Annotated in this window: 13 protein-coding genes; 12 read left to right on the top strand and 1 reads right to left on the bottom strand. The window is 64.8% G+C overall.

The window, feature by feature from the left end; genetic code table 11:
- The 8 genes from ABZF37_RS00065 (at position 1) to ABZF37_RS00030 (ending at position 7,910) form a co-directional block, all read left to right on the top strand.
- Positions 1-2,379, top strand: coding sequence for a putative bifunctional diguanylate cyclase/phosphodiesterase (locus tag ABZF37_RS00065; protein WP_372715425.1), 2,379 nt, complete (start codon positions 1-3; stop codon positions 2,377-2,379).
- 176 nt (positions 2,380-2,555) lie between these two features.
- Positions 2,556-3,533 (top strand): aldo/keto reductase, encoded by a 978-nt coding sequence (locus ABZF37_RS00060; RefSeq protein WP_372715422.1) that lies wholly within the window; start codon positions 2,556-2,558, stop codon positions 3,531-3,533.
- 439 nt (positions 3,534-3,972) lie between these two features.
- Positions 3,973-4,725, top strand: a complete 753-nt coding sequence (locus ABZF37_RS00055) for a hypothetical protein (protein WP_372715420.1) — start codon at positions 3,973-3,975, stop codon at positions 4,723-4,725.
- A gap of 12 nt (positions 4,726-4,737) precedes the next feature.
- Complete coding sequence (locus ABZF37_RS00050) at positions 4,738-5,046, top strand: ATP-binding protein (RefSeq protein WP_372715418.1); 309 nt, start codon at positions 4,738-4,740, stop codon at positions 5,044-5,046.
- A 15-nt stretch (positions 5,047-5,061) separates the two neighbouring features.
- Positions 5,062-5,823, top strand: coding sequence for a hypothetical protein (locus tag ABZF37_RS00045; protein WP_372715416.1), 762 nt, complete (start codon positions 5,062-5,064; stop codon positions 5,821-5,823).
- Positions 5,820-6,038, top strand: a complete 219-nt coding sequence (locus tag ABZF37_RS00040; RefSeq protein WP_372715414.1) for a 4Fe-4S binding protein — start codon at positions 5,820-5,822, stop codon at positions 6,036-6,038. Before ABZF37_RS00045 ends, ABZF37_RS00040 begins: the two co-directional genes overlap by 4 nt.
- 104 nt (positions 6,039-6,142) lie before the next feature.
- Positions 6,143-7,414 (top strand): Rieske 2Fe-2S domain-containing protein, encoded by a 1,272-nt coding sequence (locus tag ABZF37_RS00035; RefSeq protein WP_372715412.1) that lies wholly within the window; start codon positions 6,143-6,145, stop codon positions 7,412-7,414.
- A gap of 10 nt (positions 7,415-7,424) precedes the next feature.
- On the top strand, positions 7,425-7,910 hold the full coding sequence (locus ABZF37_RS00030) for an aromatic-ring-hydroxylating dioxygenase subunit beta (protein WP_372715409.1): 486 nt from the start codon (positions 7,425-7,427) through the stop codon (positions 7,908-7,910).
- Here the strand turns inward: ABZF37_RS00030 and ABZF37_RS00025 are convergent.
- On the bottom strand, positions 7,907-9,121 hold the full coding sequence (locus ABZF37_RS00025) for an MBL fold metallo-hydrolase (protein ID WP_372715407.1): 1,215 nt from the start codon (positions 9,119-9,121) through the stop codon (positions 7,907-7,909). The genes ABZF37_RS00030 and ABZF37_RS00025 overlap by 4 nt on opposite strands.
- A 291-nt stretch (positions 9,122-9,412) precedes the next feature.
- Between ABZF37_RS00025 and ABZF37_RS00020 the strand changes: the two genes are divergently transcribed.
- From ABZF37_RS00020 to ABZF37_RS00005, 4 genes are all read left to right on the top strand, one after another.
- Positions 9,413-10,528, top strand: coding sequence for an HlyD family secretion protein (locus tag ABZF37_RS00020; protein ID WP_372715405.1), 1,116 nt, complete (start codon positions 9,413-9,415; stop codon positions 10,526-10,528).
- Positions 10,525-12,477 carry an ATP-binding cassette domain-containing protein gene (locus tag ABZF37_RS00015; RefSeq protein ID WP_372715404.1) on the top strand — a complete coding sequence of 651 codons (1,953 nt, stop codon included), beginning with the start codon at positions 10,525-10,527 and terminating at the stop codon, positions 12,475-12,477. Before ABZF37_RS00020 ends, ABZF37_RS00015 begins: the two co-directional genes overlap by 4 nt.
- Positions 12,470-13,600 carry an ABC transporter permease gene (locus ABZF37_RS00010; RefSeq protein WP_372715403.1) on the top strand — a complete coding sequence of 377 codons (1,131 nt, stop codon included), beginning with the start codon at positions 12,470-12,472 and terminating at the stop codon, positions 13,598-13,600. Before ABZF37_RS00015 ends, ABZF37_RS00010 begins: the two co-directional genes overlap by 8 nt.
- Positions 13,600-13,991 (top strand): ABC transporter permease (locus tag ABZF37_RS00005; RefSeq protein ID WP_372715402.1); only part of this gene is annotated, 392 nt, incomplete at its 3' end. The genes ABZF37_RS00010 and ABZF37_RS00005, both read left to right, overlap by 1 nt.

The raw sequence follows: 13,991 nt of genomic DNA, 5'->3' as shown, positions 1-13,991 counted from the left end.
ATGTCCATTAGGAAAGTCTTCGCAAGCGTATTGCATACCCTGCGTCACGGGCTCAGCCGCAGCACCGAGCCGGTGGTGCTGTTCCCCATCATCACCCTCCTGGTGCTGGGAGTTCTATGGATAACCACCGCGAGCATGATCAGGCTCGAATATGCCAACGCGCGGGCCGCAGCCATCGCTTCCACCCGCGAGTTGACGGAAACGTATGAAGCGCAGATCGTGCGCGCGCTGCGCGAAATCGACCGCACCCTGAAGTTCGTCGCCTACGCCCACGAATCGAAGGACCTTGACTCGGTCCTGGTCGAGCTGGGAGAAAAAACCCTTTTACTCCCGGATTTTCTATTCACCGTCAGCGTCGCCGATGCCGACGGCAACATCCGCTCAAGCACCCGGCAGGACGGCCCGGCGACCGTCGCTGGCGCAGACTACTTCGAGGCACAGCGCGAACAGGCGGTTTTCTCGGCCGGGGCCCCACAACCCCATCCGCATTCGCAGGATTGGACCCTCACGTTCAGTCGCCGCCTGGACCAGCCCGATGGCAGCTTTGGCGGGGCGGTGATCATTTCGGTCGACGCGTCCTACTTCGTCAGCGGGTATGAGCAGACCAAGCTGGGGCAACATGGCTTCCTGGGTCTCCTGGGCACGGATGGCATCTTTCGGGCCAGCCGCAGCGGTGATGTCGTTGCCGCGGGCTCTCAAATCGACTACCAACAGGTGATTCAGGCGGCCGGGGACGACTTCGGTGAGGATGAGACGACGCGGGTTTCGCTGACCCTGAACAGCTGGGACCAGGTCCAACGCTACACCGCGACGCGCACCCTGTATGAGTTTCCACTTGCTGTCGTGGCCGGAATATCGGAACAGGAGCAGCTCAGTCCAGCCGCCGAAAGGGCGCATAGCTATATGGTGCGCGGACTCACCACCAGCGTGCTGATGATCGGCCTGTTGGCCCTGCTTGGCCGTTTGAGCTGGCAGCTTCAGCAGAGCCGGCAACGCGCGGCGCGGGAGCAGATCGCGCACGCCGAGCGTATTGAATATATCGCCCATCACGACAGTCTGACCGACCTGCCCAACCGGGGTTTTTTCAGCGTCATGTTGAACCAGATGCTGACCTTGGCCAAACGGCATGATCGCCAGGTGGCGGTTCTGTTCCTGGACCTCGATCGTTTCAAGCTCATCAATGACACGCTGGGGCACGACGCCGGAGATGAACTGTTGAAGGAAGTTGCCCGGCGTCTGCGCGACGCAGTGCGCGGCAGTGACATGGTCGCCCGATTGGGCGGCGACGAGTTCGTCGTTCTGGTGGCGGAAGAATGCGACGAAGAAAACCTCTTGAACCTCGCCCGCCGCGTTCTGGCGTCGGTCAGCAAGCCTTACAACCTGCTCGGACACGAGTTCAGGGTCACGGTCAGCGTCGGCGTCAGCCAGTACCCCCGGGACGCCGAGGACGAACAGTCGTTACTGAAAAACGCCGACCTAGCCATGTATCGCGCGAAGGAAAAAGGCAGGAACAACTTTCAGTTATATGCCGAGTCCGGAAGTGAGAGTTCTCTTGAGCGCCTGACGCTTGAGTCCTCGCTCCGACAGGCTCTGGAGCGCCAGGAGTTCCGGCTCCACTACCAGGAGCAGTGTGACCTGAGTACCGGCGAAGTCACCGGCATGGAGGCGCTGCTGCGCTGGGAGCACCCGCAACTGGGCCTGGTCCTGCCGATGCAGTTTCTCCCGCTGGCCGAAGAAACCGGCCTCATCCTGCCGATCGGCAAATGGTGCATAGAGACCGCGTGCCGGGAATGCATCGCACTTCAGTCACGAGGCCGGCGGCTGACCATGTCGATCAATCTGTCGGCACGGCAGTTCTCCGACGACCACTTCGCCGTTGACCTGGCACAGATCATCGAGAAAACCGGAGTTGAACCCGGCCTCCTGGAACTGAGCATTACAGAAACCGTGCTCCTGACCAATGTCGATCAGGCAGTATCGATTTTGAACCGGATCAGGGCCGCAGGGGTGCGGGTTGCGGTGGACAACTTTGGCGCGAGTTATTCGTCCCTGTCGACCTTGAAAAAATTCCGCTTCGATACCGTCAACATAGACGGCAGCGTCATCCGCGACTACGCCCACAGCGCCGAGGACAGAAAACTGACCGAAGCCACCATTGCCATGGGCAAAAAACTGGCGTTTACCGTGGTTGCCGAGGGCGTGGAAACAGCCGAGCAAGCGCAGTTCCTGCGCGACAGCGCCTGCGATAAAGCGCAGGGTTTTTATTTCGGCCGACCGGCGCCACACAATGTGGCTCAGGCGAGCGAGCCGGATCGCACGCGCCGACCCGATAATGTGCTCGAACTGCGGGACATCCGTGAGACGCGAACTGTCGATTAGGCCGACCGACGCAGGCGGCAGCGGCATCGCGGATACCCGTCCAGAACCCCTGCAAGCCGTTCAAGCATCAGGTTACCGAGTCCACCGCCTGGATTGATATCCGCCCCCGGCACTATGCTGATACACGGATGGCGGATTACCCGCCTGGTAACACGCATCGATCCGGAGGGAGCGGCATGGAATATCGACAACTTGGCAGCAGCGGCCTTGAGGTTTCATCCGTGGGCCTGGGTGGCAATGTGTTCGGCCCACCGCGGCAGGATCTGGCGTCCAGTACCGCCACGGTCAACCGGGCGCTGGAACTTGGCGTCAACTTCATCGACACAGCCCATATCTACAACGATGGGCACAGCGAGGAGTTCCTGGGCAAGGCCTTGGCGGGTCGACGCGACGAGGTGATCCTGGCCAGTAAATGTCATCTACTTCAGCTGGCTGAAGGCGAGAGCATCGCCCAGCGCGTCCGCAGCCATTGCGAAACCAGCCTGCGACGGCTGGACACCGATTACCTGGACCTGCTGCAACTGCATTTCCCAGCGGCGCAGGCCCCCGCCGACGAAATCCTCGAAGCCTTCGCGCCGCTGGTTCAGGAAGGCAAAGTGCGGCACATCGGCCAGTGCAACTACGCCGCCTGGCGCCACGCCGAGTCACTCGGCGCGGCCCAGCGCCTGGGCCTGCCCGCATTCATCACCGCGCAGAACCAGTGCAGCCTGCTGGTGCGTGGCGCGCAGTTCGAACTGCTGCCGTTTTGCGAGGCCCGCCAGATCGGCTTTCTGCCCTACTTCCCCCTTGCCGCCGGACTGCTCAGTGGCAAGTATCGGCCCGGCGAAGCCCCCCCTCCCGGCACCCGTGGCGCGGCCGGCAGCCCTACCGTGAAGCGACTGCGCACGGCTCAAAACGAAAGCCTGCTCAGCTCGCTCAACGACTTTGCCCTTGCCCGTAGTCGCACTCTGCTGGAGCTTGCCTTCGCCTGGCTGCTGTCGCAAGCGGTGGTGAGCAGCGTCATCGCCGGCGCCATGAGCGCCACCCAGATAGAACAAAACGTCGCCGCTGGCGCTTGGCGCCTGGATGCAGACGACCTGCAGACCCTCGATGGCCTGCTCAATCCGTCGACGCCTGACTGGCAGGCCGAACCCGACCTGGCGTCGTTTCGCTGAAAAGCCGCCGCCAGCCATAACAGAAACCACACCGGAGCGGCCTCGGCAGAATCGCGCAGTCGCCTGTTCTGGCTTCCCGCCCGCCCTGTCACGGGAGCCGGCCAGCGCAGGTTTCCGGTATCAGTAGCCCTGCAAAATCCCTGCTAGCAGCCTGTCGGACTTGGACGATCGTAGCGAGCACGGTGGGAGAACGAGGACAAATTTTCACGATTTTGACGCGCATGGTGTTTCCATGTAAGGAAAAATCGGGGAAATTTGGACTGTTCTCCCTCCTGCGCAGTAGATCAGCCCCAAGTCCAACAGGCTGCTAGATTCCACTGACAGGCGGCCGCCCCGTCTATATGTTGCCCGCGCGCAATGTCACCGCCCCCTTGCGTGACAACGGGGCAGGCGCTACAAAGCCCAGCATGCGTACATCACGGATGAGGGGAAACCGAGCATGAATCAGCCCACCCGCCTGCCTGGCGCGGCGCTGGCGCAGGAACTGACTGAGGCGGGCCACGCGGACGGCGCGCACACGCCGTTCGATCTGGTACTGGAGGCGGCCCGGCGCGGCGAGCTGGACGAGGCCGCGTATTACCGGCTGCTCGGTCGGCTGTGGGTACTCAAGCGGCTGATGTATTACGTCTACGGCGGCTGGGCACAGGGCCTTAACGTGAACGAATACCCGCCGTCGGTGGACTATCTGCTGTCCAAGCAGCTGTACGACGACTCCACGCACGAGATGGTGCTGGTGGACGAAATCCTGCGCCGCGGGCTGGCACCGACGCAACGCGCCGTGTTTCGCCATCCCAACGGCCGCTTCGTGATCGCGAGCCGTATTGGACATTTCGTGTTCACGCTGCGCGCGCTGGCCAACTACGCCCACAACATACGCATGGCGGCCCTGAACCTGGGCGCCAAGCTCGTGGAACTGGCCTGGCTGGAGCGCTTCGCGGCGCAGTTTCCGGACCCGGCGCTGCGCACGCTGTTCGACGGCCTGATCGCCGAGACAGCAAGCCACGTGCAGATGGGCCGCTTCGTGGTGGAGCGCTTCGTGGAAAAGCCGGTCGATCAGGAGCTGTGCCGGCGCACGGCAGCCATCGCGCGGCGGGACTACCTGGCGGTGCTGGACGAGATCGGCGGGCAGGTGCTGGGGGTCGAAGAGGTCACACCGACCGGGCACATCGAAATCCCGCGCGGCCTGGACTGAGGAGCGATGAGCATGAACACACAACCCGAAAAAATCGCCATCCGCATCGACCACGACAAATGCACCGAGTGCCGCATGTGCTACGTGGTGTGCCGGGAAATCAACCTGAACGCGGTGGTCATCGACCCCGGCCCCAAGCACCTGCACGAGATCGACATGGACCGCTGCACCTACCCCGGCTGCACGGTATGCCTGATGTACTGCCCGGCGCCGGCTTCGATCGTGGAGACAGTGTCGGGCCTGTCGCTGGTGCCGCCGCCCGCGCGGGTGTGGACCGAAGACAAGCGCTGGCCGCGCCGCGCGCCGCGCACTGGCAACTGAAGCAGGAGGCCGATCATGGAACTGCACCCGATCCTTCAGGAATTTCTCGACACCTGGGTCTACCCGACCGGCTTTTCCGGGCCCGGTTACGACTTTCGCATGCACATTACCGAGCGCTGCATCCCGGCCTGGAACGGCATGACGATGTCGGCCGTCAAGGCCGCGCAGGAAGACGCCAAAACCCCGACCCGCGAGTGGCTGTGGAGCAGCGTACTGGCCGGCTATGCCGGCGAAGGCCCGCAGATGTCGATCAAACAGATGTCCACGCAACTGCTGTCGGTGTCCCTGGAAGACCAGGAACGCTACATCGACCTGCAACGCATGCGTGCCCAGCAGGTGTGGGACGAGGTCAAGCACGGCATGCTGCACGCCGACGTGATGCTGCGCGGCGGCTACGTCAAACGCGAAGAAGAACTCATGGACAGCGCCGACGCCAACACGCTGGGCATCCTGTCGTACTTTGGCTGCACGGCCATGTTTCCGCACATCCACCCGCTGGCGCGCGCCGCGCAGCACTATTTTTTCGAAGGCTCGGCGTGCCTGGGGATCCAGGTGCGCATGCGCTACATGAACGACCCGCTCGACCTGCACGACAACCTCAGCCAGTACGTGGACGAACTGATGCACTTCATGGAGGGCAAATACCAGATGGATGTCTACGCGCTGACCGAAAAAGACCAGCGCGCCATCGAGGACACCCTCGACTTCCTGCTCAAGCCCTGGGCACCCACGCTGGCCGACGCGCTGGCGCGCGCCAAGCAGGGAGCGGCCGCATGACGCTCGCCGGGAACAAGCTCAAAATCGACACCGCGGTATGCATCCGCTGCGGACTGTGCCGCGAGGTATGCCCGGAAGACGCGGTGCATCCCAAGCTGCACGACATCCACCACTGGTTCGAGGTGGTACCTGATGAGTGCACGGGCTGCGGCGAGTGCCTGCCGTACTGCGTGGTGCCGGGCGCACTGGTGGCGGCGGGCGCCGCTTCGGCGTAACAGACGCGAGCTTGCCGGAAGCCGGTTACAAATCGGCATCATGCACTCATAGCTTCCCTAGACGTAACCAACCTGCCGTCAAGTGCAGACCGAGGAGAAAGACCATGGGCCACTACACCCCCGACCTGTCCCGCCCTGAGGCCAACCACGCCTCGCTGTACCGCGACCCGGCGATCTTCGACGAGGAAATGGAAAAGATTTTCCATGCCACCTGGGTCTACGTCGGACACGGCAGCGAGGTGCCGAACCCGGGCGACTACAAGACCAGCTTCATCGGCCAGGTGCCGGTGATCATGTCCCGCGACATGGCGGGCAAGATTCACGTGTTCGCCAACCGCTGCACGCACCGCGGCGCCACCGTGTGTCCCCGCGAGCTCGGACACGCCGAGAGCTTCACCTGCCCCTACCACGCCTGGACCTATCGCCTGGACGGCAGCCTGGAGGCAGTCGGCCTGCCGCGCGGGTACAACGACGGCGAGCTGGACTATTCCGGCCTTGGCCTGCCGGTGGCACCACGCGTGGGCAGCTACCGCGGCTTTGTATTCGCCAGCCTGAATGCAGACGTGCATGACTTCGACACCCACATCGGGCCGGCCAAAAAGTACATCGACTATTACTGCGACCTGTCGCCGACCGGCGAAATCACGGTCGGGCTCACGGGCATTTACAAGCATCGGTACCGCGGCAACTGGAAGGCGCAGCTCGAAGGCAGCGTCGAGGGCTACCACGTATGGCACAACCACCGCACCGCCATCGACATCATGTCCAAATGGGTGCCCATCATGAAGCAGTACCAGAACCTGCCCATGAAGGCCTACGACCTGGGCTTCGGTCACAACATCATTGAGAACTACACCCTGACCGACGAGCAGGTGCACGAGCGCTGGCCAGCCGAGTTCGTCGAACTGCTGATCAGCGCGCACGGCCGCGAGCGTGCCATGGATGCGCTGCGCCATCGCTTCAACATCGTGTTGTTCCCAAACATGGCGATTCTCGAATACCACGTTCGGGTGATCCGGCCACTGGCCGCCGATCGTACCGAGGTCCGCCAGTACCATACGTCCATGGTCGGTGCGCCTGCCGCCATCAACCAGCGCCGGGTGCGCGAGCACGAGTTCTTTTATGGCCCTGGGGGCGCCGGCGGGCCGGACGACCTGGCCACCTTCGACCGCATTCAGCAAGGCATGGAGGCCTGGACCGCGCCCTGGGTGCTGTTCAATCGCGGGCTCAAGTCCGAGGAAACGACTCCCGGGGGCCTGCGCTTTGGGCACCACACGCAAGAAACCCAGCAGCGCGCGCCCTACTACGAATACCGGCGGTTAATGGAGGGCAAGGCGCCAGTGCCCAGCCGCATCCGCCTCGCGGCGGCTGGTTGAGGGGAAAGACATGAACCAGGCTCAAGCCGAAACCTTCCTGTCCCGCGAACTGCGGATGCTCGACCAGCGCAAGTTTCGCGACTGGCGGCAGCTATTGACCGACGATGCCATCTATTGGGTGCCCAACGGCGACGCCGACGGTGACCCACAGCAGCACTGCTCCATCGTCTACGCCACACCGCCGATGGTCGAAGACCGCCTGCAGCGGGCCGAAAGCCCGTTTTACTGGGTGGGCGACCCGCCCATCCGCAGCGTGCACACGGTCAGCAACGTACTGCTGGAGCGCGCCGATGGCGACAGTGCCGACATCGCCTGCAACCAGGTGATTTATCTGTACCGCGAAAACGACCAGCGCCGCGACCAGGTACTCGACACCCTGCCGGCACAGTGCGAATACCGCCTGCGCCGACAGGGTGACGACTGGCAGATTGCCTACAAGAAAGTCGCCCTGCTGAACAGCGACGGTCTGGTGCCGCTGCTGCCGCCGATCATTTAGGCGCCAGCGCCGCGTCGGCGCCCCACCCCGATGTGCGCCAGATCCTGCCCGGGCACCAGCCGGCCCGAGTAATGCCGGCTGGCCAGACGCAGGCGATCGTCGGTCACGTTGTGCGGAATGACATGACTGAGCACCAGCGTTTTGGCGCCGGCCTGCTCGGCGATGCGGCCGGCATCCTCAATGGACGTGTGTGCGGACAACAGGTGGTGCTTGAGCGCCTGGGTCGCCTCGTCCTGCGGCGGCGGGAACAGCGCGTCCACCCAGGCGGCGTCAATCACCTCGTGTACCAGCACGTCGGCGTTGCGTGCCAGGCGCACGAGGTTCTGGCACGGGCCGGTGTCGCCCGAGAACACCACCGAGCCCTGCTCGCTGTCGAAGCGGAACGCGAACGATGGAAACACCGGCGCGTGCTCGACCAGCGTCGCCGTCACACGAACGTTGGCATCCGACCAGACCGTAAACGGCTCCATGTCCGGCGCCGGGGTCTGGTTGGGGCTGCGAAAACCGGGGATGGTCGGCAGGGCGATGTCCTTGACGCTCACCAGGGTGCGCAGGTCCGGCCACAGGTAATCGCGAACGCGATCGTTCAAATCGGTCGCGAAGGCGCGAAAAATGCCATCGGTCATCTGAACGGTGCCAGGCGTGGGTGCGTCGGGAAACACCACCTCCGGTTCCGCGCGCGGCTGGCCGGGCACCTGAAACACCGGCGGCAATTCGCCCCGTGGCCCCGGACCGAGCACCTCCAGCGGCAGACGCCGGCCGACACCGGCCGTCCAGCCCTGTAGCAGCAGGTTGTTGTAATCGACCACATGATCGGAATGCAGGTGAGTGAAGAACAGCGCCCGCAGCGGCTCCAGCAGCTGGAACGGATTCGCCTTGGGGCTGCTACTCAGCAGCGCGGTGGCAAGCTGCCGGGCGGCGCCGTCGCCGCAATCGACCATGTAGGTCAGGTCGCCCACCTGCAGCGCCGAGGCGATGCCATGCCGGCTGCTGCCGGGAAACCAGGCCGGCCCTCCGGCCGTGCCCAGCAGGATCAGACGCGTATCGAAATCCGCCGCCCCATCGCCAGTACTGGGAGGGGCGGCCAGCGCTGAGACCGGAGCGCCGCCGAGCATCAACGACAGCGCCGCCAGGCTGGCTCCAGCACCCGCTTTGAGCAAGCCGCGCCGTGACAGGGCCAACTGCACGGCATGACCGACTTCCTGACACATAAGCGACTCCCCAGCCTCGGATGGTGATGAAGGGCCGTTCGCCCCTGTTTAAGGTCAGCCATCCGTGGCCAGACAATGACGAGTTTAGAGGTAATTGCTGCCGCGGTGGGCGGGCTCACCCCCATGTTAGAAAGCTCGCCGATCGCGGCTTGAGCGCTATCAAGCCGACGCAAATCCCTCGTTGACGCGGTATTACGGCGCGCGCCACCCTTGCAACGCCTGCACCGCGGTCACTGCCCGATGCATCCCGGCCGCTGTTGTTGCGGCCTCTTCATCCGGACACCCTCCCCCATGCCGCGCAAAATCATCCCGCTTGCTCTGGCCGCCATCGTCGGCGTTGCCCTGGCTGGTGTCCTGACGCTACGCCTGCTACCAGGCGGACCGCCAGCGGGGGTCATTGAGGCCAGCGGCCGTATCGAGGGCCGCATCACGCAGATTACGCCCAAGGTGAGCGGCACGGTCGCCGAACTGCCGGTGGACGAGGGGCAGTCGGTGACTACCGGAGCGCTACTGGCGCGCCTGGAGGAGATGACCCTGCTGGACCGCCAGCGGTCGGCGCGGGCGCAGGCGGTGGCCTTGGAACACCAACTTGCCAGCCAGCGCATCGACTACGAAGTCGCGCAGCAAGAACTGCCGCTGCGCATCGACCAGGCACGGGCCACGCTGACCGAAGCGCGGGCACGTCTTGCCGCCGCCCACGCCGACCGCAGCCAGGCGGTGACTGACGCGGATCGCCTGACCACGCTTGCAAAACGGCAGCTGGCCTCGCCGCAGCAGGCAGAAACTGCCCAGTTGCGGGCCGAACTCGCGACCAAGACTGAGCTGGCAGCGTTGGCGGCAGTCAGCGCGGCTGATAAAGCGCTGGAGCTATCCCGACTGGGCGACCGGCGTCTGGCTGCACTGGATGAAGGGATCGCCGCCATGACACAACAAGTTGAGCAGGCACTCGCCCGGAGCGACGAGCTTGACACCCAGGTCAGCTACCTCGACATCCCGAGCCCGCTTGCCGGCGTGGTGCTGACCCGTAGCGTGGAGCTTGGGGAGCAGGTGACGCCCGGCAGCCCACTGTTCTCGCTGGTGGACCTGAATCGCCTGTACCTGAAGGTTTACGTACCGGAGCCGCTGATCGGCCGCGTGGCCCTGGGCCAACGTGCGCAGGTGCGCGTCGACTCTTACCCGGACCGCGCCTTCCCGGCCAAGGTCACCCGAATCGCCACCGCCGCCGAGTTCACGCCCAAGAACGTCGAGACCAAGGAAGAGCGCGTCAAGCTGGTATTCGCGGTCGAGCTGTCGCTGACCGAAAACCCGGGCGGTGTGCTGAAGCCGGGCATGCCGGCCGACGGTCGCATCGACGCCGGCGCCCAGGAGCAAGACCAGGGCGCAGGCGAGGCGGTCCACACGCCGTGAGCGCCCTCCGGCCGGCTCTCATCCGCGTCGATGGCCTGCACAAAACTTACTCCCGTGGTCGTGTGCAGGCGGTACGGGACGTGTCCTTGAGCGTACACAAAGGGCGCGTGTACGGCCTGATCGGCCCGGACGGCTGCGGCAAAACCTCCATCCTGCAGATTCTGGCCGGCGTGCTATCGGCCGACTCCGGCCGCGCCGAGGTGGGGGGCATCGACGTGCTGCGCCGGCCCGAAGCGGTCAAGCCGCTGATCGGCTTCATGCCGCAGGGGCTGGGGCTTAACCTGTACGACACGCTCAGCGTGGCCGAGAACATCGCGTTTTTCCGCGCCCTGCGCCAGGTGCCGGAAGAGCACTTTCGCGCCAATGCCCAGCGGTTACTCGCGATGACGCGCCTGGCGCCATTCCTGGACCGGCCAGCCGGCAAGCTGTCGGGCGGCATGCGCCAGAAGCTGGCCCTGATCTGCACCCTGATTCACCTGCCGGACATCCTGCTGCTGGACGAGCCGACCACGGGCGTGGACCCGATCTCGCGCCGCGATTTCTGGACCATCATCCAGGACCTGGTCGCCACGCGCGAAGTGACGGTACTGCTGACCACTTCCTACATGGACGAAGCCGAACGGTGCACCTACGTCGGCCTGATGGAACACGGCCGGCTGATCGCCGAGGGCACGCCCCAAGGATTGTGCGCCGCCCTGCCCGGTCGCCTGGTGAGCGTGGCCGGCGTGCCGCCGCAAGAACTTCTGCCGCAGCTCGCTGCCTGGCCGCAGACGCTCGCCACGGCCCTGTTCGGCCGCGAGGTACACGTGCTGCTGGACGACGGAGGCGTCGATGTGGCGGCCCGCCTGAGCGAAGCCGGCATCGGACCGGTTCAGGTACACGACATCGCGCCCGGCCTGGAAGACGTGTTCGTCCACCGGCTGGCACGCACCGGCCCGGCACAGGGAAACCCGCGCAGTGACCCGGCCCGCGTCCTGATGGCGACCACCGGCAATCGGCCGGACGCGACGTCCCCGGTGTACACCGAGGCACTCACCTGCCGGTTTGGCGATTTCACTGCCGTGGACGCGGTGGACATCACCATTGAGGCCGGCGAGATATTTGGCCTGCTCGGTCCCAACGGCGCCGGCAAGACCACGCTGATCAAGATGCTGTGTGGCCTGCAGCCATCCAGCGCCGGCCGCGCCCAGGTGCTGGGAATTGATCTTGCCAGCGGACACCAGCGGCGCCAGTTGCGGGCCCGCATCGGCTACATGTCCCAGCGCTTCTCGCTGTACCGGGACCTGTCGGTGAGTGCGAACCTGGACCTGTACGCCGGCCTGTATGGTCTACCGCGGGCACAGCGTACGGACCGGATAACGGCCCTGCTGGCCGGCCTCGACCTAGCCGGCCACATGCAGCGCCTGACCCGCGACCTGCCATCCGGCCTACGCCAGCGGGTCGCCCTGGCCGCGGCGCTCCTGCACGAACCGAAATTGCTGTTTCTGGACGAGCCGACCTCCGGCGTGGACCCGCTGGCGCGTCGACAATTCTGGGACCTGGTGCACCTGCTGGCGCGGCGCGGCGGCATCACCGTGCTGGTATCGACCCACTACATGGACGAGGCCGAGCACTGCGATCGCCTCGGCCTGATGCATCAGGGCCGGCTGATCGCCAGCGGCACACCGGCCCAGCTGCGCGAGCGCGCTCAGCAGCAAGGCGGTCCGATACTGGCCGTGGATGCGCCGGACTTTGCGACCGCCTACCAGGCGCTGCATGCGGCGTTTCCGGGCGCCATGCTGTACGGTCGGCGCATCCAGTGGCAGACCGCCAGGCCCGACACAGACCACACCCAGGCGGTGACGCTGATGCGCGAGGCCGGCATCGATGGCCAGCCTCGCCAGCTCGGTCTGAGCATGGAAGAAGCCTTCGTACACTTCGTCAGCCGTGACGAGGCGGACCGTGCGTAAGCTGCTGCGCCGAACCTCGGCCATCGCCGTGAAGGAAACGCGCGAACTTGTGCGCGACCCGATCTACCTGGGACTATCTTTTGTGATCCCGATGATCATGATCGTGCTGTTCGGCTTCGGCCTGTCGCTGGATGTGAAAAATCTGCCGCTGGTATTTGCGGACCACGACCGCTCGCCCTACAGCCGCGACTACATCGACAGTTACGTACATTCCGAGTACTTCAGCCTGGTCGGCGTCGAAACCGACCCGCCGACTCTGGAACGCTGGCTGCGCTCGGGGCGGGCACGGGTGATCATCGACATCCCGCCCGATTTCGGGCGGCGCATCGCCAGCCGACAACCGGCCAGCGTCGGCGTTACCGTGGACGGCTCGTTCCCCACTCGCGCCGGGGTCATCAACGCCTACGTTGCGGCCGTCAACGGCCTCTACAATCAGCGCCTGCTGCGCCTGGCGCTGGGTGGCGACAACGTCATACTGCCGGTGCAGATGGACCTGTCGGTCTGGTACAACCCGTCGCTGGAGAGCAAGAACACCATCGTGCCGGGTCTGTTGGTGCTGATCCTGATGCTGTTCCCGGCGATCCTGGGTGCGCTGCTGATCGCGCGCGAGACCGAATCCGGCACCATCTTCAACTTCTACGCCTCACCGGTACGCCGGATCGAGATCATTCTGGGCAAGCTGCTGCCGTACCTGGCCGTGGCGCTGCTCGATTACCTGTTGATCTACGCCATCTCCCGGCTGGTGTTCGAGGTCCGTTTCGTCGGCAGTTTCGTCATCCTGAGCCTGGGCGCCGTGCTGTATTCGGTGTGCACCATCGGCGTCGGCCTGCTGATCTCGATTCTGAGTCGTAGCCAGCTCACCGCCATGCTGACCACCTTCCTGGTCACCGTCACACCGGCCTTCAACTATTCCGGCTTCCTCACGCCGGTCGCGGCCATGGACCCGCTCGGCCAATTCATCTCCCGGCTGATCCCCGCCACGCATTTCATGACGGTGGTCCGTGGCAGCTACCTGAAGGGACTTGGTGTCGACTTCTACTGGCCGTCGCTGGCGGCGATTGCGGTCTACGCAGCGGTGGCTTACGGGCTGGCCCTGCTGCTGCTGCGCAAGAGGATCGGCTGATGTGGGGCCGGCTTGGCGCGATGGTGCTCAAGGAGTTTCGCCAGCTGGCCAGTGATCGGGCCATTCTGCTGATCCTGGCCTGGGGATTCCTGGGCGCGGTGTACATCGCCGGGCGCGCCATCAGCATGGACATCCAGAACTACCCGGTGGCGGTGCTGGACCTGTCGCGCAGCCCGGACAGCCGCGAGTTGATCGCCCGCCTGCGACAACCCTATTTCAAGGTGGTGGTCCTGTTGGACAGCGACGCCGCGCTGACCGACGCGCTCGACCGTGGCCATGCCAGCCTGGGACTGGTCATTCCGCCCGGCTTCGCGCGCGACATACAGGCCGGCGAAGGGCGCTTTCAGGTAATTTCCGACGGCAGCCAGTCGCAGATGGCGACGCTGGCCGG

It is taken from the genome of Immundisolibacter sp. (assembly GCF_041601295.1).
Classification (GTDB): domain Bacteria; phylum Pseudomonadota; class Gammaproteobacteria; order Immundisolibacterales; family Immundisolibacteraceae; genus Immundisolibacter.
Note: the sequence above shows the minus strand (reverse complement) of the source record. Positions and strands in the feature narration are given on the sequence as shown.

Excerpts from the sequence above, each read along its gene's own strand:
- ABZF37_RS00030 (WP_372715409.1), top strand. The coding sequence starts at position 7,425 with ATGAACCAGGCTCAAGCCGAAACCTTCCTGTCCCGCGAACTGCGGATG.
- ABZF37_RS00055 (WP_372715420.1), top strand. The coding sequence starts at position 3,973 with ATGAATCAGCCCACCCGCCTGCCTGGCGCGGCGCTGGCGCAGGAACTG.
- ABZF37_RS00020 (WP_372715405.1), top strand. The coding sequence starts at position 9,413 with ATGCCGCGCAAAATCATCCCGCTTGCTCTGGCCGCCATCGTCGGCGTT.
- ABZF37_RS00060 (WP_372715422.1), top strand. The coding sequence starts at position 2,556 with ATGGAATATCGACAACTTGGCAGCAGCGGCCTTGAGGTTTCATCCGTG.
- ABZF37_RS00065 (WP_372715425.1), top strand. The coding sequence starts at position 1 with ATGTCCATTAGGAAAGTCTTCGCAAGCGTATTGCATACCCTGCGTCAC.
- ABZF37_RS00025 (WP_372715407.1), bottom strand. The coding sequence starts at position 9,121 with ATGTGTCAGGAAGTCGGTCATGCCGTGCAGTTGGCCCTGTCACGGCGC.
- ABZF37_RS00045 (WP_372715416.1), top strand. The coding sequence starts at position 5,062 with ATGGAACTGCACCCGATCCTTCAGGAATTTCTCGACACCTGGGTCTAC.
- ABZF37_RS00050 (WP_372715418.1), top strand. The coding sequence starts at position 4,738 with ATGAACACACAACCCGAAAAAATCGCCATCCGCATCGACCACGACAAA.
- ABZF37_RS00040 (WP_372715414.1), top strand. The coding sequence starts at position 5,820 with ATGACGCTCGCCGGGAACAAGCTCAAAATCGACACCGCGGTATGCATC.
- ABZF37_RS00035 (WP_372715412.1), top strand. The coding sequence starts at position 6,143 with ATGGGCCACTACACCCCCGACCTGTCCCGCCCTGAGGCCAACCACGCC.